This window comes from Ruegeria sp. YTSA075, assembly GCF_059610245.1.
In genome coordinates, this window is sequence record NZ_JBXWNG010000005.1 from 77,685 (window position 1) to 96,246 (window position 18,562).

15 protein-coding genes are annotated in these 18,562 nt (G+C 58.4%); 9 read left to right on the forward strand and 6 right to left on the reverse strand.

Going from position 1 to position 18,562, the window contains the following annotated elements; genetic code table 11:
* Positions 1-2 precede the first annotated feature (2 nt).
* Positions 3-1,574, reverse strand: coding sequence for a Re/Si-specific NAD(P)(+) transhydrogenase subunit alpha (locus AC2FGE_RS11345; RefSeq protein WP_496819332.1), 1,572 nt, complete (start codon positions 1,572-1,574; stop codon positions 3-5).
* A 127-nt stretch (positions 1,575-1,701) separates the two neighbouring features.
* Positions 1,702-2,151: a methyltransferase family protein gene (locus AC2FGE_RS11350; RefSeq protein ID WP_496819333.1), complete on the reverse strand. Its 450-nt coding sequence runs from the start codon at positions 2,149-2,151 to the stop codon at positions 1,702-1,704.
* A gap of 173 nt (positions 2,152-2,324) precedes the next feature.
* Between AC2FGE_RS11350 and kynU the strand changes: the two genes are divergently transcribed.
* Positions 2,325-3,518: a kynureninase gene (gene kynU / locus AC2FGE_RS11355; RefSeq protein ID WP_496819334.1), complete on the forward strand. Its 1,194-nt coding sequence runs from the start codon at positions 2,325-2,327 to the stop codon at positions 3,516-3,518.
* Here kynU and AC2FGE_RS11360 read toward each other — a convergent pair.
* Positions 3,511-4,089, reverse strand: coding sequence for a TetR/AcrR family transcriptional regulator (locus AC2FGE_RS11360; protein WP_496819335.1), 579 nt, complete (start codon positions 4,087-4,089; stop codon positions 3,511-3,513). The genes kynU and AC2FGE_RS11360 overlap by 8 nt on opposite strands.
* Positions 4,090-4,188: 99 nt before the next feature.
* Between AC2FGE_RS11360 and AC2FGE_RS11365 the strand changes: the two genes are divergently transcribed.
* Entirely contained in the window at positions 4,189-4,653 is a 465-nt protein-coding gene (locus AC2FGE_RS11365) for a (2Fe-2S)-binding protein (protein ID WP_496819336.1), read from the forward strand.
* Positions 4,654-4,656: 3 nt separating this feature from the next.
* Positions 4,657-6,897, forward strand: coding sequence for a xanthine dehydrogenase family protein molybdopterin-binding subunit (locus AC2FGE_RS11370; RefSeq protein WP_496819337.1), 2,241 nt, complete (start codon positions 4,657-4,659; stop codon positions 6,895-6,897).
* A gap of 49 nt (positions 6,898-6,946) precedes the next feature.
* Here the strand turns inward: AC2FGE_RS11370 and AC2FGE_RS11375 are convergent, their stop codons facing one another.
* From AC2FGE_RS11375 to AC2FGE_RS11385, 3 genes are all read right to left on the reverse strand, one after another.
* A complete protein-coding gene (locus AC2FGE_RS11375; RefSeq protein ID WP_496819338.1) occupies positions 6,947-7,726 on the reverse strand; it encodes a gamma-glutamyl-gamma-aminobutyrate hydrolase family protein in 780 nt (259 codons plus the stop codon).
* 136 nt (positions 7,727-7,862) lie between these two features.
* On the reverse strand, positions 7,863-8,288 hold the full coding sequence (locus AC2FGE_RS11380; protein WP_496819339.1) for a GlcG/HbpS family heme-binding protein: 426 nt from the start codon (positions 8,286-8,288) through the stop codon (positions 7,863-7,865).
* A gap of 82 nt (positions 8,289-8,370) precedes the next feature.
* Positions 8,371-10,506, reverse strand: coding sequence for a malate synthase G (locus AC2FGE_RS11385; RefSeq protein WP_496819340.1), 2,136 nt, complete (start codon positions 10,504-10,506; stop codon positions 8,371-8,373).
* 209 nt (positions 10,507-10,715) lie between these two features.
* On the opposite strand from AC2FGE_RS11385, the gene pepN reads away from it, so the two are divergent.
* From pepN to AC2FGE_RS11415, 6 genes are all read left to right on the forward strand, one after another.
* Positions 10,716-13,268, forward strand: coding sequence for an aminopeptidase N (pepN, locus tag AC2FGE_RS11390; RefSeq protein ID WP_496819341.1), 2,553 nt, complete (start codon positions 10,716-10,718; stop codon positions 13,266-13,268).
* Positions 13,265-13,693, forward strand: a complete 429-nt coding sequence (locus tag AC2FGE_RS11395; protein ID WP_496819342.1) for a hypothetical protein — start codon at positions 13,265-13,267, stop codon at positions 13,691-13,693. The genes pepN and AC2FGE_RS11395 overlap by 4 nt, the downstream gene beginning before the upstream one ends.
* A gap of 128 nt (positions 13,694-13,821) precedes the next feature.
* Positions 13,822-15,081: a hypothetical protein gene (locus tag AC2FGE_RS11400; RefSeq protein WP_496819343.1), complete on the forward strand. Its 1,260-nt coding sequence runs from the start codon at positions 13,822-13,824 to the stop codon at positions 15,079-15,081.
* A 79-nt stretch (positions 15,082-15,160) separates the two neighbouring features.
* Positions 15,161-16,684, forward strand: coding sequence for an Asp-tRNA(Asn)/Glu-tRNA(Gln) amidotransferase subunit GatB (gene gatB, locus AC2FGE_RS11405; RefSeq protein ID WP_496819344.1), 1,524 nt, complete (start codon positions 15,161-15,163; stop codon positions 16,682-16,684).
* Between the two features lie 91 nt (positions 16,685-16,775).
* Positions 16,776-18,032 carry a peptidase T gene (gene pepT / locus AC2FGE_RS11410; protein WP_496819345.1) on the forward strand — a complete coding sequence of 419 codons (1,257 nt, stop codon included), beginning with the start codon at positions 16,776-16,778 and terminating at the stop codon, positions 18,030-18,032.
* A gap of 79 nt (positions 18,033-18,111) precedes the next feature.
* The gene (locus AC2FGE_RS11415; protein ID WP_496819346.1) at positions 18,112-18,543 is read left to right on the forward strand and encodes a DUF4177 domain-containing protein; all 432 of its coding nucleotides are present in this window, start codon (positions 18,112-18,114) and stop codon (positions 18,541-18,543) included.
* The last annotated feature ends 19 nt before the right edge of the window (positions 18,544-18,562 follow it).

Sequence of the window (18,562 nt, forward strand, 5' to 3'; positions counted from 1 at the left end):
CCTTAGGATTTCTGGAACATGGCGAGCATGCGCCGGGTTACGAGGAAGCCGCCGAAGATATTGATACCGGCCATGAAGACGGACAGCGCGGCCAGCAGAATAACCAGGAACGACCCGGACCCAATCTGCATCAAGGCCCCAACGATAATGATCGACGAGATCGCATTGGTGATCGCCATCAGCGGTGTGTGCAAGCTGTGCGCTACGCCCCAGATCACCTGGAAGCCCACAAAGATCGCCAGCACAAAGACGATGAAGTGCTGCATGAAGCTGGCCGGAGCGATCAGCCCCACCAGCAGCATCAGCGCGCCGCCAATACCGAGCAGGGTGAACTGCTGCTTGGTCTGCGCCTTGAAGGCTGCGATTTCCTGCGCCTTTTTCTCTTCCGGGGTTAGTTCCTTGACCTCGGGCTTTTTCTGCGCCGCAATCGCCTGCACCTTGGGCGGTGGCGGCGGGAAGGTGACCTCACCCTCATGGGTCACGGTTGCTCCGCGGATCACGTCATCTTCCATGTCGTGATTGATCTGACCGTCCTTTTCCGGCGTCAGGTCAGTCATCATGTGACGGATGTTTGTCGCGTACAGCGAAGAGGATTGCGCCGCCATCCGGCTGGGGAAATCCGTATAGCCGATGATGGTCACGCCATTGTCGGTCACGATCTTCTCATCCGGCACGGTCAGCTTGCAGTTACCGCCCTTCTCCGCTGCCAAATCCACGATGACAGAGCCCGGCTTCATCGCTTCGACCATATCCTTGGTCCAAAGCTCGGGCGCTTCGCGGTTCGGGATCAGCGCGGTAGTGATGACGATGTCCACCTCGGGCGCCAGTTCGCGGAACTTGGCCAGCTGCGCGTTGCGGAACTCTTCCGACTGGACCGAAGCATAGCCACCGGTGGCCGCACCATCCTGCTGTTCTTCTTCGAAATCCAGATAGACGAACTCGGCGCCCATGGATTCGACCTGCTCGGCCACTTCGGGGCGTACGTCGAACGCATAGGTGATCGCACCCAGCGACGTGGACGTACCAATCGCCGCCAGACCGGCAACACCGGCCCCCACGATCAAAACCTTGGCAGGCGGCACCTTACCGGCCGCCGTCACCTGACCGGTGAAGAACCGGCCAAAGTTGTTACCCGCCTCGATCACCGCACGGTAACCGGCGATATTGGCCATCGAGGACAACGCGTCCATCTTCTGCGCGCGGGAAATACGCGGAACCATCTCCATCGCAATGACATTCGCGCCTTTGGACTTGGCCAGTTCCATCCCTTCTTCGTTCCCCGCCGGATTGAAGAAAGAGATCAGCGTCTTGCCTTTGGTCAAACGCTTCAGCTCGGTCTCGGTCGGGATGCGCACTTTGGCGATAATATCCGCCGCTTTCCAAAGCGCCGCCGCGGTTTTTACGATCTCAACACCCGCAGCCTCATATGAGGCATCCGAAAACCCGGCGGCCGCCCCGGCTCCTTTTTCGATCAGGCACTCATAGCCCAGTTTCTGCAGCTGTACGGCCGAGTCTGGCGTCATTGCCACTCGGTTCTCGCCATCCAGTATTTCTTTCGGTGTGCCTATTTTCACTGGCAGTCCCCCTTGGTTCTAAGGCCGGTCAGGTCCTCGGGTATGGATTGTTAAGAAAAGATGTATCTTGCGCAATTTTATTTCGCAAGCGCAGCATCCATTACGTTGTGTCATTCGGTTGATCTGGCTACACCCATCGTCTTGTCTTTTGTTCATAGCGGGCGAAATCAGCGCGGAAGGTGCGGCGCATGCGGTCCTCCTCGGGCAGGATGAAACGACGTTCAAGCACCCAGACGAAGATCGGCACCAGAACCAGTGACAGAACGGCGTCAAAGCGCAGCACCAGACCCGCCAGGATCAAAACATCCCCCAGATAGATCGGGTTCCGGCTGCGTTTGTAGATACCGGATTGCACGATTGCGCTGGGTGTTTCATGCGGAATGACTGTTGTCTTGTGGCGCCGGAATTCGGCAACGGCCAATACAGCCAGAAGAATGCCACCCCCGATCAGCACACCGCTAAGCAGATCGGTCAGCCCGCCCTCAAGGGACAGGCCAAATCCCAAATACCTCGACTGCAACCAGGCAAGTAGGGCAAAGCCCACTAGCCAGACAGGGGGAAGGTCGATCCAGCGCATCGTCGATCCTCGGGGCTGACGCCACGTAAGTACACGTGTCGTTTCTGGGCGCTGTCCTACCGCTTTGGGACCGAAATAGCAAAACCCCAGATGTCGCATCAATGGACAGCAGAGCCGGGATGTTTTACGCCCTGAGTGTAGTGCTATCCAAAGAAACGAAAAAACAGGCAGTCATGACTGATTTTGCGACGACCAAAGACATGTTCACTTTGCCCGAGGGGATGATCTACCTCGACGGTAACTCTCTGGGCCCGGTTCCAAAGGTTGCGGCAGATCGCGTGCGCAAGATGATGACCGACGAATGGGGGCAAATGCTGATCACCGGCTGGAACAAGGCCGGTTGGATGGGTATGCCGGCGGCGTTGGGTGACCGGATCGGCAAACTGATCGGAGCAGAACCCGGCAGTGTTGTCGTGGGCGACACGTTGTCGATCAAAGTCTATCAGGCGGTTGCATCCGCTTTGGAGTTAAACCCGGATCGCAAAGTTGTGCTGTCAGACAATGGCAACTTCCCCACCGATCTTTATATGGTTGATGGGCTTTTGCGGTCACTCGGCGATGACTATGAGTTGCGAGTGGTCGACCCTGAACAAGTGGCGGAGGCTCTGACGGATGACGTCGCCGTTCTGATGCTGACCGAGGTGGATTACCGGACCGGGCGCCTGCATGACATGAAAGCCCTGACTGAATTGGCCCACTCCTTGGGCGTGGTGACCGTTTGGGATCTGGCGCATTCGGCTGGGGCGATTCCAGTTGACCTGTCGGGCTGCAATGCTGATTTTGCGGTGGGATGCACCTACAAATACCTTAATGGCGGGCCCGGTGCTCCGGCCTTTATCTATGTGGCCCCTCGGTTGATGGACCAGGTGCGCCCAGCGCTGTCGGGTTGGCTGGGACACGAGGCCCCCTTTGCCTTTGATCTCGACTATCGCCCTGGCGCGGGGATCGAGCGCATGCGGGTCGGAACCCCTCCGGTCATTCAGATGGCCTCACTTTCGGTGGCGATGGATGTTTGGGATATGGCCGATATGGCCGATGTGCGCGCAAAATCCATCGAATTGACCGAGCTGTTCATTCAACGGGTCGAGGCCACCTGCTCTGACCTGACACTTGCCAGCCCGCGCGACCCGATGCAGCGTGGCAGTCAGGTCTCATTCCACTTTGCCGAAGGATATGCCGCGATGCAGGCCCTAATCGCGCGCGGCGTGGTCGGGGATTTCCGGGCACCAGACATCATGCGCTTTGGCTTCACACCGCTTTACGTCGACGAAACAGATGTGGAACAAGCGGTTGATATTATGGCCGATATCATGGGCAACCGACAGTGGGATCGGCCCGAATACAAAATCCGCCAGCAGGTCACCTGACCTCAAGCCCAGCGCCGATCATCGCAGCCAGCTGCCGGGTGCGCTGTTCGAACTCTTCGGCGCTGGAGGCGGTCAGCTTGATCCCTTTCAGGCTGGCCGTAATCGTCTTTGCGGTGTCGTGGGGCGTGTCGAACACGCGGGCGCGCCCTTTGGCCTGCATATCGGTCAGCCATTCCGCAAACAGCAAGGTCAGTTCTGCCTCGCCCTGTTCGACAATATCGGTCGACATGGATTTGGTCGTATCCAGCATCTCGACCCCATGGGGTGAAGCCAGTATCGCCGTCATTCCCTCCATTTGCGCCTGAATCGCTGCGTTCAGTACATGCGAGATTGATCCTGCATTCTTCAAAGCAGCGGCTACGGCGTTTGCCTTGTCAGCATAGTGCAGCCTGGTCAGCTCGCGAACGATTGCCTCTTTGTTCTTATAGTGCAGATACACAGCAGGCCGAGACATACCCGCACCCTTCGCAATATCGTCCATAGACGTCTTGCGGAATCCGTATTTCGAAAAAGCCTGAAAAGCCGAAGCCAGAATGGCCTTTTGCCGTGTGTCGTCGCCCGTATCCTTCATTTTAGAAGCTCTGACAGTTTTCGTATATTTTGTCAATTGACACACTGACACTTTTCAACAATTATGTCAGAAACTGCCACAGCTAACGAGAGGCGCGCCATGGCGACCACCCTTAAAATCAACGGAACAGCGCATCAGGTCGATCTGCCTGATGATGTCCCCCTGCTTTGGGTGCTGCGCGATGAGGTCGGTCTGACCGGCACCAAATTCGGTTGCGGTGTCGCTGCCTGCGGGACCTGCACCGTGCATATCGATGGCGAGGCCGTGCGGTCCTGTCAGGTGGCCCTGTCAGATGTCTGGGGCGATGTGACCACGATCGAAGGCATTGGAACACCTGCCGCCATGTCGACACTCCAGCAAGCCTGGGTCGACCATCAGGTGGCGCAATGCGGCTATTGCCAGTCCGGGCAAATCATGCAGGCCGCAGCTTTGCTGGCCGAAAACCCCGCGCCCTCAGATGCCGATATCGACGACGCGATGCAGGGGAACCTGTGCCGCTGCGGTACCTATCCCCGAATACGCGCAGCGATTCACGACGCCGCTGGCAAACTAAAGGAGGCGTAAGAGATGGGTAAAGTTGGAAAAATCCTGCGCCGAACCTTCCTGATCGGCTCTGCCGCAATTGTCGGCGGCGTGGCCTTTGGGGCCTATTACGTCACCCGCCCGGCCGCCAACCCGCTGAAACCCAGCGACGGCGAGGCGGCGCTGAACCCGTTCATTCTGATCGACCAGAACGGCGTGACGCTGTTCGCCCCCCGCGCAGAGATGGGACAGGGTGTACAAACCACATGGGCCGCGCTGATTGCCGAAGAACTGGACGTTGATCTGGATCAGATCACCGTTCTGCACGGGCCTGCCGCTGCGGCCTATTACAACTCGGCCCTGATTGGCGAAGGTCTGCCCAACAAGGGCTATGACATCTCGGATTTTCAACACAATCTGGGCGAGGCTTTGGGTGTGTTGGGGCGTACCCTCAGTCTACAAGTAACCGGTGGCTCTACTTCGATGAAGGACGGGTATGAACGCATGCGTCAGGCCGGGGCCTCGGCGCGCGAAACCCTGAAACGCGCCGCAGCCAACCGACTGGGCGTTGATCCGGCAGAGTTGCAGACCGCGTCAGGCCATGTGATCGCCCCGAACGGCGACAAAATCTCGTACACCGATCTGGCCGTTGATGTCGCCGGTCTTGAACCGGTCGAGGCTCCCCTGCGGGATCCCTCCGAATGGCGCTATCTGGGACAGGCCCTGCCGCGTCTGGATATGGTGGAGAAAGCGACGGGTACGGCAGAGTTTGGCGTCGATGTCCGCTTGCCGGGTATGAAATTCGCCGCTGTGCGCATGAACCCTAAGCTGGGTGGCGCGATGAACGGATATGACGACAGTACCGCAACCTCGATGCCGGGTGTCGAAAAGGTGGTCGATCTGGGCACTGGTGTTGCGGTCATCGCCAACAACACATGGCTTGCCCAACAGGCGGTTGACGCCATTGATGTGGATTGGGGCGACGCCCCCTACCCCCCCGAAACGGATCAGGTCTTTGCAGAGATCGCCAAGGCGTTCGACGACGCGCCGAATTCGACCATGCGCGATGATGGCGATGTCAGCATCATGCCCGAAGGCGCAACAGAGATCAAAGCTGAATATCATCTGCCCTATCTGGCCCATGCAACGATGGAGCCGATGAACGCCACCGCGCTTTATACCGGAAACGCATTGGAACTGTGGTGCGGCAACCAGGCCCCTACCCTGATCCAGTTCCGCGTTGCCAACACGGCCGGGTTGGAGACCGAGGCCGTGCAGATCCACACCACCTATCTGGGTGGCGGCTTTGGCCGACGTGGAGAGCTGGATTTCGGTGACATCGCCACCAAGGTCGCCATGGAGATGCCGGGTACGCCGGTCCAGACCACTTGGAGCCGTGAAGAAGACATGCGCCATGACTACTACCGCCCCGGCGCGATCGCCCGGATGCGAGGTGCGGTTCAAGATGGCAAAGTGGTTTTGATCGATGGGGCCGTCGCCTCACAATCCTGCACACAACAGGCTGTTCAGCGCTATACTGGCCTGCCCGGTGCAGGCCCGGACAAGGTATTGGTCGAGGGATTCTTCAACCAGCCCTACGGCGTTCCGAACTATCGCATGAGCGGCCATATCGCCAAGCTGGATATCCCTGTCGGGTTCTGGCGCTCGGTCGGCAACAGCCATAACGGGTTCTTCCATGAGACATTCATGGATGAACTTGCCCATGCTGCAGGCCGTGATCCGCTGAAATTCAGACTGGAATTGATGCAAGGCGAGCACGCCCCATCCGCAGGATGCCTTGAAGCGGTCCGCGACATGTCGGGCTGGACGGGCCAGACACCCCCCGGTGTCGGGCGCGGTGTGGCCTTCACCTACAGCTTCGGCACCCCTGTGGCGCAAGTCATTGAAGTGGCAGATGAAGACGGCACGATCCGTATCAACAAGGCGTGGATCGCCTGTGACATGGGGCTGGCGCTGGACCCCGAGAATGTCAAAGCCCAGATGTTCGGCGGCATGATCTATGGCCTCTCAGCGGCCTGCTACGGCGAGATTACCTTTGCCGATGGCGAGGTCGAGCAGTACAACTTCCCCGACTATGACGCGATCCGCATGCACACCGCACCTCAGGTTGAGGTGCGCGTGCTGGAAACCAACCGCCATATGGGCGGCGCGGGTGAGCCCGGCACACCTCCATCCATGCCCGCGCTTGGCAACGCATTGTTCGACCTGACCGGAGAGCGCGCACGCAGCCTGCCCTTGATCAATCAGTTCGATCTGTTGATCTAATGACAAAGAGGCGGTCCGGCAACTATTGCCGGGCCTCCGCCAATCAATGTCACGCCAATCTCTGCATCTGTTGCAGCGCGGTTCCAGAAGCCCAGCTCCGCACAGCGGTCCCAAACGCTTCAAACAGCGGACGAGACACCGGATCATTGATCGCATCCCATTCCGGGTGCCACTGAACCGAAAGGGTAAAACCAGGCGCATCCTTGATATAGATCGCCTCGGGTGTGCCATCCGTCGCATGGCCATCAATCACAACGCGTTCGCCAATCCGCTTGATGCCCTGACCGTGCAAGGTATTCGTCATCACTTCGGTCGCACCAAAAACATCGTGAAACACACCGTTTTCCGACAGGGTCACGATGTGTCGCAGGGCGAATTTTTCCTCAAGCGTTCCGTCGGGCGGCATCCTGTGGTTCATCCGACCTGGCAGGTCCCGGATTTCGGGATAAAGCGTGCCGCCCATTGCCACGTTCACCTCTTGAAACCCACGGCAGATCCCTAGAAAGGGCTGGCCGCGTTCGACACAGGCGCGCACCAAAGGCAGCGTGATTGCATCCCGCGCCCGGTCGAAATCGCCATGCGCATCTGTGGCCGCTTCGCCATATTCCTCGGGATGTACGTTGGGGCGACCACCCGTCAGCAGGAACCCGTCACAGACCTCGAGCAACTCATCGACCGAGACATAGCGTGGATCTGCTGGTATCAGCAGCGGCAGACAGCCAGATACATTGGCCACGGCATCCGAATTCATCGTCCCACCCGCATGCGTGGGATATTGATCATTCATCAGGTAAGAGTTGCCGATAATACCAACGACGGGTCGCACCATTCCAACTCCTTGCTTTTGCATTGATTGGAACTGACGCTATCGACACAAAGCAGCCCGTGCAACCACGCACGGCCTGCATAACAGCGCAAAGCAATGTTCAATTGCGCACACGCCCAAAAAACCGGGCCGTGTCGGGTCAGATTTCGCCCGTCAGCCCCGCTGCTTCGATACCCGCCATGCCTGCAACGGCATCATTGTCGGATGTGTCGCCCGTCACACCAACCGCACCGATCACCGCATCTTTGCGGTCTCGCAGCAGAATACCACCCGGCACTGGCACGACCTGCCCGCCATAAACACCATTCACTGCGGCCATGAAATAAGCCTGCGCTTCAGCCCGCTGCATCTGTGCTGTGCCCGCCATGCCCAGCATGACGGCACCATAAGCCTTACCCTGCGCAATGGCGAACCGGCCAGGGGCGGCACCGTCTTCACGCTCAAACGCGATGACATGACCACCGGCATCCAGCACGACTACCGACAGCGGCTTCAGCTCCATTTCGCGCCCTTTTTCCAAAGCCTTACGAATGATCGCGCGCGCCTTGCGCAAAGAAATACCCATACCTGATCCCTTTCATCTGGCCAAAAATATCCTCGGGGGAGCACGAGGGGGCAGACAGCCCCCTCATTCCCGCAATTGCCACTCAGTGCTGACTGGCTTTGAACTCCAATCGCCGCGCATGCAGAACCGGCTCGGTATAGCCCGAGGGCTGAACCCGGCCCTTGAAGACAAGATCGCAAGCAGCCTGGAAGGCAACACCGTCAAATCCGGGTGCCATTGGAGCATAGCTTGGGTCGCTCGCATTCTGCCGATCCACCACAGCCGCCATTTTCTGCATCGCAGCCATCACCTGTGCCTCGCTTACGACATCATGATGCAGCCAGTTGGCCAGCGCCTGGGATGAGATACGGCAGGTCGCGCGGTCCTCCATCAGACCGACATCATGAATGTCGGGCACTTTCGAACAGCCAACGCCCTGATCGACCCATCGGACCACATAGCCCAGGATGCCTTGCGCGTTGTTTTCGACCTCGCGGGTGATTTCTTCGTCGCTCAGGTTGCGGCCGCCCAGCAACGGAACGGTCAGTAGATCATCCAATGTACCGCGCGCGCCGCCTGTTGCGATTTCATCCTGCCGGGCCAGCACATCCACCTTGTGATAGTGCGTTGCATGCAGCGTCGCCGCTGTGGGAGATGGAACCCAAGCGCAGGTTGCGCCGGATTGCGGGTGGCCGATCTTGGCCTCCAGCATCTCACCCATCCGGTCGGGCATCGCCCACATACCTTTGCCGATCTGCGCCTTGCCCTTCAGACCGCATGCCAGACCGATATCGACATTGCGATCCTCATATGAGGCAATCCACGGTGTGGTTTTGATGTCCCCCTTGGGCAACATCGGACCCGCCTCCATCGAGGTATGAATCTCATCCCCGGTACGATCCAGGAACCCGGTATTGATAAACGCCACACGCAATTTCGCGGCGCGGATGCACTCGGTCAGGTTTGCCGAGGTGCGGCGTTCCTCGTCCATGATGCCCAGTTTCACAGTGTTGCGCGGCAACCCCAGAATGTCTTCGACCATGTCGAAAATCTCAACTGCGAACGCCACCTCTTCGGGGCCATGCATCTTGGGTTTGACCACATAGACAGACCCTTCGACCGAGTTCCCGCCGTCGCGCTTGAGGTCATGCATGGCGATCAGCGTGGTGCACAGCGCATCCATCAGCCCCTCTCCGATCTCATTGCCCTCACCGTCCAATACCGCCGGGTTGGTCATCAGGTGGCCCACATTCCGTATCAACATCAGCGACCGGCCCTTCAGCGACGCCCGACCGCCGTCAGCCGTAGTGTATTCCACATCATCTGCAAGCTTACGGGTGAAGGTTTTGCCGCCCTTCGTGACCTCTTCGGTCAGGTCGCCCTTCATCAGGCCCAGCCAGTTGCCGTAGGCGACAACCTTATCTTCAGCATCCACGCAGGCAACCGAATCTTCGCAATCCATGATGGTCGAGAGTGCTGATTCCAAGCGCATATCAGCAATGCCCGCAGGATCGCTTGCCCCGATGGTGCTGGACGGATCGATCATGATCTGGATGTGCAAGCCATTGTTTTTCAGCAATACAAACGCAGGCTTATTTGCGTCCCCGCCGAAACCGGCAAACTGTGCAGGATTGGCCAGCGCGGGGGTCAACGCGCCGGCATCGATGGTCAGCTCCGCAGCTTCGGCCCACGATCCTTCGGCAAGCGGTGCAACCTCATCCAGAAACGCCTTGGCCCAAGTAATTACACGCCCCCCGCGCTCCACGTCATAGCCCCCACCCGCAGGCAGATCACCCATCGCATCTGTCCCATAAAGCGCGTCATACAGGCTGCCCCAGCGGGCGTTGGCCGCGTTCAAAGCAAAGCGAGCATTGGTAATTGGCACAACCAGTTGCGGGCCGGGGATCAGCGCAATCTCGGGGTCCACATTTGCCGTTTCGATCTGAAACGCCTCGCCCTCATCAACCAGATACCCGATCTCTTTCAAAAACGCCTGATAGGCGGCGGCATCCATGGGTTGCGATTTTTCTGCACGATGCCATCCATCAATACGACTTTGAATATCCGCGCGTTTGGCCAGAAGGGTCCGGTTTTTGGGGCCCAAATCTTGCACCATGCGGGCCAGACCGGCCCAAAACTGTTCGGACGACACATCTGTGCCCGGCAGCGCCTGTGTCTCGATAAACTCAACCAGTATCGGATCTACCTGCAACCCGCTCAGGGTCTGTCTGCCGCTCATGTGTCTGATCTCCCGCGTTTGTGTGCCGATGTATGCCAAACTGACTTAGGCCGAAAGTTTCCGATAGGCAACTTTTGTCTAGGGTTTCCCATCGCCCCGTTTTGCCTAAAGCTGTTTCAAAAGCGGCAAGGCAATTCCGCAGGCCGGTTGCAGCCCCGGAACGAAGCTCTTAACGTCGCGGAAAACCCAAAACCGATGCGAGGCCTCGGATGCGCGACGAAACCGGCAAGACAATCTATCTGAAAGACTACACACCCTTCGGGTATCTGGTGGACAGCGTTCATCTGACCTTTGATCTTGCACCGCATGCAACGCGTGTTTCTTCGCGCATCGCGTTTCGGCCTAACCCCAATGCCTCAGACCACCGCTTCTTCTTGCATGGGGAAGAATTAAAGCTGATACGTGCGTCCATTGATGGGTCAGACGTAAACCCCGTGTTGACCGATCAAGGTTTGACTACCGATGTTCCCAATGCGCCGTTTATCTGGGAAGCCGAGGTTGAAATCGACCCGGGTAACAACACCGCGCTTGAAGGGCTCTACATGTCGAACGGCATGTACTGCACCCAATGCGAGGCCGAGGGGTTTCGCAAGATCACCTTTTATCCCGACCGCCCCGATGTGATGTCCACTTTCACCGTACGGATCAACGGCGACCTCCCTGTCCTGCTATCGAACGGCAACCCATCTGGCAAAGGTGAAGGCTGGGCCGAATGGACCGATCCATGGCCCAAACCTGCCTATCTGTTCGCGCTGGTCGCCGGGGACCTGATTGCCCATCCCGGCCAGTTCAAAACGATGTCGGGACGCGAAGTCGAGCTGAACCTGTGGGTCCGCCCCGGAGATGAAGGCAAGTGCGCGTTCGGAATGGAGGCTCTGAAAAAATCGATGGCATGGGATGAAGACGTCTATGGCCGTGAATACGATCTGGACGTGTTCAATATCGTCGCCGTAGATGATTTCAACATGGGCGCGATGGAGAACAAAGGGCTGAACATCTTCAACTCGTCCGCTGTTCTGGCCAGCCCCGAAACCTCGACCGATCTGAATTTCGAACGAATTGAGGCCATCATCGCGCATGAATATTTCCACAACTGGACCGGCAATCGCATCACCTGCCGCGACTGGTTCCAACTGTGTTTGAAAGAAGGGCTGACGGTCTTCCGCGATGCGCAATTTACATCCGACATGCGCTCGGCCCCGGTGAAACGCATCCATGACGCCATCGACCTGCGCGCACGGCAATTCCCCGAAGATAACGGGCCATTGTCTCACCCTGTCAGACCTGAGAGTTTTCAGGAAATCAACAACTTCTATACCTCAACCGTCTATGAAAAAGGCGCCGAGGTTATTGGCATGTTGAAACGATTGGTCGGGGATGCAGCCTATGCCAAGGCGCTAAACCTCTACTTTGACCGCCATGACGGGCAGGCCTGCACGATCGAAGATTGGTTGAGAGTATTCGAAGACACGACAGGCCGTGACCTCAGCCAGTTCAAACGCTGGTACAGCCAATCCGGCACGCCTCGGGTTTCGGTCGCCGAGGACTGGAGCGATGGGACCTATACCTTGACGTTGAGCCAGCACACCGAGCCAACACCCGGACAGGATGAGAAGCTGCCTCAGGTCATCCCCATCGCGGTCGGCCTGCTAGGTCCGAACGGGGATGAGGTGCGCGCCACCGAGGTGCTGGAGCTGACCGAGGCCGAACAGAGCTTTACCTTCTCTGGTCTCGCGGCCAAGCCGGTGCCGTCGATCCTGCGGGATTTCTCGGCCCCGGTGATCCTTGAACACGTTCACACCAACGCAGATCGCGCCTTCTTGCTGGCCCATGACACAGACCCGTTCAATCGCTGGCAGGCCGGGCGTTCGCTGGCCGAAGATACGCTGCTGCGCATGATCTCGGACGACGCAACACCAGACTCCAACTACCTCGACGGTTTGCTGGCCGTGTTACGCGATGGGGATCTGGACCCCGCCTACCGCGCGCTAATGCTGGGCCTGCCCACACAATCAGAGTTGGCGGCGGCTTTGCATGAACGCGGCCAGACGCCTGACCCGATGGCGATCTGGATCGCGACCGAGACCCTGCGACAAGCCACAGCCCAGCACCTGCAAGACCTGCTGCCCCGCCTGCACGGCGAAGCACTGGTGGACGCGCCCTACGCACCGAATGCCGCACAATCGGGTAGGCGCGCACTGGGCGGCGCGGCGCTGGCTCTGACCACCCGCCTGGATGGAGGCGCGCTGGCTGCTGAATCCTACACGAAGTCGGACAACATGACCTTGCAACTCTCGGCCCTGTCCTGCTTGTTGCGTGCCCGCAATGGCGAGGCAGAATTGGCCCGGTTCTATGATCAATGGCAGCATGATCGGCTGGTCATCGACAAATGGTTCGGTTTGCAAGTGGCAATGGCCGCGCCCGAAGTGGCGCGAAAAGTCACGAAAAACTTGACTGAACACACTGATTTCAATTGGAAAAACCCCAATCGATTCCGCGCTGTGATGGGTGGTTTGGCGATGAATCATGCAGGCTTTCATCAGCTTGATGGCACAGGGTATGCACTGCTGGCGGATTGGTTGATCAAACTGGACCCTGTCAACCCGCAGACCACAGCGCGCATGTGTTCGGCCTTCCAGACCTGGAGGCGTTATGATGCAGATCGACAGGACCTGATCCGCACGCAACTGACCCGCATTTCCGAAACACCGAACCTGTCGCGTGATACGACCGAAATGATTTCGCGCATCCTGGGCGCATGACAACCTACACGTTCACGCGGCGCAATCGGAACCCTCGGACGGTCATTCTTCTGATCGTCATCTACGCAGCATTGCTTGCGTTGATTGTTCTGTTTGAAGCCGCATGGTGGCTGATGGCTCTGCTGGCCGTGACCACCCTGCCCGCAGTTTGGGATGTTTTGCACGACAGCAGCGCAGGTGTTCAGTTCGATCAGGATATGCTGCGTTGGTACTCTGGAAAACGGAAAGGCCAGATCGCTTTGAAAGAGATTGATTTCTTTCGATTCGACACGCGCTGGGATTTCTCGGTCCGCGTCTCGCTGGTGCTGAAATCGGAAAAACGCATCCGCCTGCCCGATGAGTCGCTACCGCCGCACCGGGAGTTTGAAGAGGTTGTCACCCAGGCCGGTTACCGCGTTGAACGCCATCATTTTACTGTTTTCTGAAACGATCCACGCAGCCCAGCACGATTACACAGGATTCATGGAAGGTAACGCGCATTTAACTTGAAATCACCGGATTTTCCGGCCAGCCTATCCTGCAGTTACCAGTTTTTAAGTTTTCGAGTACCACTATGTTCCGCTTTACACGGGCATTCTCTGCCCGATTTTCACCTCAGAAACCTCAAGTCACGCCTGATGTCTGTCTGGCTAATTCTGCCTTGGCAGCGGCTTTGCCCGAACAGGGCCAATTGAACATCCCTGTTGCCAAGCTTGACCGCAAGGACCTTGTGGGCCGCGAAATGATCGAGCGCGGACGCCATTTGGCGCGCCAGGATCGCTGGGATGAATTGTCCGCAGAAATGCGCGCTGCTGATCAGGCGCGCGCAACGGCGCCCGATGGGATGCCAATTGCCGATCTATTGGGTTTTGGCGCTCGATCTGACGTGGTGTTGGCGGCCGAACATGCGCTGTCAGATGGCAAGGCAGTATCCGATTTCGATCTGCTGGGCGGGATTTCGGAACTGGAAACCGAGATGCGCGATCACCCGGACGACCCGATGATCGCCACAATCGTGGCGCTGGCACATATCGATATTGCCTGGGCCTGGCGTGGCAATTCGGCGGATGCGACATTGCCGTCGCTACACAGTTCGCGCTGCGCGGCGCATTTTGATCGTGCCGGCCAAATCCTGCCGGACTGCATGGCCGCCGCACCCGATAGCCCGCTTATCGCAGCCGCCAGATGTGCGCTGCTGGCCGGTCAGCGCAAGGCAACCGCTCGGGTCGCTGAAAAGTATGAGCGCCTGATTGACCTTGATCCGAAAAACCAGCGCCACATGCGCGCGATGGGCAGTCATCTGCTGCCCCGCTGGTTCGGCAGCTATGAGGAGCTTGAACTGCAGGCCCTGCGCAACGCGGCCCGAACACATGATACATGGGGTGCGGGCGGTTACACATGGGTCCAGTTCGATGCCATCGCGATGGACGCCGAAGCTTGCGCGCGCGTTGATATCGATTATTTCCTTGAAGGTCTGCGCGACATTCTGCGGCTGCACCCCGGTCAGCAGATGGTCAATATGCTGTCCGCTTATTGTGCGATCACTGTACAAAACGGGTTGGGTTTGAACGACAAGGCCGATCAGATCCGCAACCAGATGCGCGAGACCGCCAATTGGCTGATCCGCGACCACCTGACCGAGTTGCATCCGCTGATCTGGGCCCATGCAACTGCGGGCTTCAACAATTCGGTTCGCATCAATTCGCCCGAACGATTTGCAGCGCGTGGACAGCGCGATGCGTTGCGCGCCATCGGCGATCTGTTACGGGATGAGCTGGGCAGTGGCAAGAATGTGACCTTCACGCCCACCGGCCTGCAGTTTTCACAACACTGAATCGCGCCTTTCCCCCTTGCCCCTAGGCCCCGCCAGGCCTAATACGCAGGCTTAGACTTCTGCGGAAATGAGGCGCGCCATGCTCGACCTGACATACGAAATGCCCACACCCAAAACCATTGCCGGGGCCAAGCACGACTGGGAACTGGTGATCGGAATGGAGGTGCATGCGCAGGTCTCGTCCAACGCCAAGCTATTTTCGGGCGCGTCGACCCAATTCGGGGCCGAGCCGAACTCGAACGTGGCCTTTGTGGACGCGGCGATGCCGGGGATGCTGCCGGTGATCAATGAATACTGCGTCGAACAGGCGGTGCGCACCGGTCTTGGCCTGAAGGCGGACATCAATCTGAAATCGGCGTTCGACCGCAAGAACTATTTCTACCCTGACCTGCCACAGGGTTATCAGATTTCTCAGCTGTACCACCCCATCGTGGGCGAAGGCGAAGTGCTGGTCGAGATGGGGGACGGCACCGCGCGCATGGTCCGCATAGAACGCATCCACATGGAGCAAGATGCGGGCAAGTCGATCCACGACATGGACCCGCATATGTCCTTCGTAGACTTGAACCGCACCGGCGTCTGCCTGATGGAGATCGTTTCGCGCCCCGATATTCGTGGCCCGGAAGAAGCTGCCGCCTATATCGCTAAGCTGCGCCAGATCATGCGCTATCTGGGCACCTGTGATGGCAACATGCAAAACGGCAACCTGCGGGCGGACGTGAACGTCTCGATCTGCTTGCCGGGTGCTTATGAGAAGTATCAGGAAACGCAGGACTTCTCGCATCTGGGCACGCGCTGCGAGATCAAGAACATGAACTCGATGCGTTTCATCCAACAGGCGATCGAGGTCGAAGCCCGCCGCCAGATCGCCATCGTCGAAGGTGGTGGCAAAGTCGATCAGGAAACCCGGCTGTACGATCCGGACAAGGGTGAGACCCGCTCGATGAGGTCCAAGGAAGAAGCGCATGACTACCGCTATTTCCCCGACCCCGACCTACTGCCGCTAGAGATTGAGCAAGCATGGGTCGATGACATCGCCGCCAAGCTGCCTGAACTGCCCGACGAGAAAAAAGCGCGATTCATCGAAGCGTTCGGCCTGACTGACTATGACGCCTCCGTCCTGACCGCCGAGGTCGAAAGCGCCGCCTATTTCGAAGAGGTCGTCGGTGGTGTTACTGGGGGCCGCAACGGCAAACTGGCCGCGAACTGGGTCATCAACGAGCTGTTTGGACGCCTGAAAAAAGAAGACCACGACATCACCGACTCGCCGGTTTCCCCCGCGCAGTTAGGTGGGATCATCGACCTGATTTCCTCGGATGCCATCTCGGGCAAGATCGCCAAGGATCTGTTCGAGATCGTCTACACCGAAGGCGGTGACCCGGCGCAGATCGTGGAAGAGCGCGGCATGAAACAGGTCACCGACACGGGCGCCATCGAGGCCGCTTTGGACGAGATCATCGCCGCCAACCCGGCGCAGGTCGAAAAGGCCAAAGTGAACCCAAAATTGGCGGGCTGGTTTGTCGGTCAGGTGATGAAAGCCACCGGGGGCAAAGCCAACCCCAAAGCCGTCAATGAATTGGTCAGCAAAAAACTGGGCGGGTAAGCCCTGCATCACAAGATTGAACGGAGTCAGGACACCCGCTTGACTCCGTTTTCATTTGCGCCCTTTCTTCGGCACCGGAAAGGGTGGCATTATGACAAACAAATTTGACCAGGAACTCGAAACCCGGCTGATGCGCTACACGGCGATTGACAGCCAAAGTGACGAGACCTCACCCTCGACCCCAAGCACCGAAATACAGTTCGATATGCTGCACCTGCTGCGGCAGGAACTGACCGAAATCGGCGCGCAAGATGTTGAACTTACCGACGACAGCGTCGTTGTGGCGACTGTTCCGGGCACCGCCGAAGGGCCGACCGTCGGGTTTCTGGCCCATGTCGATACCGCCCCGCAGTTCAATGCCGCGGGTGTCAAACCGCGCGTCATCAAGGGGTATAACGGTGGAGAAATCAGTTTTCCCGACGATACCGATCTGGTTTTGTCCCCCAAAGAACACCCTTACCTGGCCCAAAAGATCGGCCATGATTTGATCACCGCCTCAGGCACAACGCTTTTAGGAGCAGATGACAAGGCGGGCGTATCGATCCTGATGACCATGGCGCGGCATCTGATCAATAACCCCGACATTCCGCACGGGCCGATCCGCATCGCTTTCACACCGGACGAAGAAATCGGGCGCGGTGTGACCAAGCGATTGCCCAAGGATCTGAAGGCCGATTTCGCCTATACGCTTGACGGGCAGGAGGTGGGCGAGATCGAATATGAAAGCTTCTCGGCTGATCGCGCGGTGATCAAAATCGCAGGTGTGTCGATCCACCCCGGTTTGGCCAAGGGCAAGATGGTGAATGCCACCCATCTGGCGGCAAAGATTGTACAGATGCTGCCACAGGCCACCATGACGCCAGAGGTGACGGATGGGTGCGAAGGCTTCATCCACATTACCGATATGAATGGCGGCTCATCAGAGATGGAGATCAAGCTGATCCTGCGGGATTTCGAAATGGACGGGCTGGAGGCTCAGCGCGAGATCGTGCGCCAGATCTGCGCCGCGGTGCAGGCCACCGAACCCCGCGCGACTATTACCTGCGATATCAGCCATCAGTATCGCAACATGCGCTATTGGCTGGAAAAGGACATGACACCCGTTGATCTGGCCCGCGCGGCCTGCCGGGAGCTGGGGATCGAACCCCTCTCTGTTCCGATCCGGGGCGGCACTGACGGCTCGCGCCTGACCGAATTCGGCACGCCCTGCCCCAATCTGTTCACCGGGATGCAGTGTATTCACGGGCCGTTGGAGTGGATATCGGTGCAGGACATGGCACTGGCAACCCAGCTTTGTCTGTCACTGGTGACCAAAGCGGCACAGGTCGGCGGCAACATGCGGAGCTAAATCTCGCCGATCCCGCAACGGTGCTTTCGCCCGGGGATCAGCATGTTAAGTTGGCGCGAATATGGTTTAGGAACAGTTGATGCAGCGCTACGAATACAAGGTCATCCCCGCCCCGCAAAAAGGTGTCAAAGCCAAGGGTGTGAAAACGTCCGAGGGCCGGTTCGCCGCCTCGGTCGAGCAGGTGTTGAACCAGATGGGCCGGGACGGCTGGGAGTATCAGCGCGCGGAACTTCTGCCCAGCGAGGAACGCTCGGGCCTGACCGGATCGACAACGAACTGGCGCAATGTGCTGGTGTTTCGGCGGACCTTGGCACAAGACGTACCTGAAGCTGAGACTGCGCCTCCGGTCGTCGCACCAACCCCAAGCGAAACGCCCGAAGGCGTACCGCTGGCGCAACCGGTACCCGGACCGGATTCGGTTCAGGCCCCTGAGCCCATCGCCGAAGAGGCGGACGAGCCGCCATTGACGTTAAAGGACAATGAAAAAGTCGCAGCCAAACCAGAGTCTTGAAATGCGACGACAGTCCAAT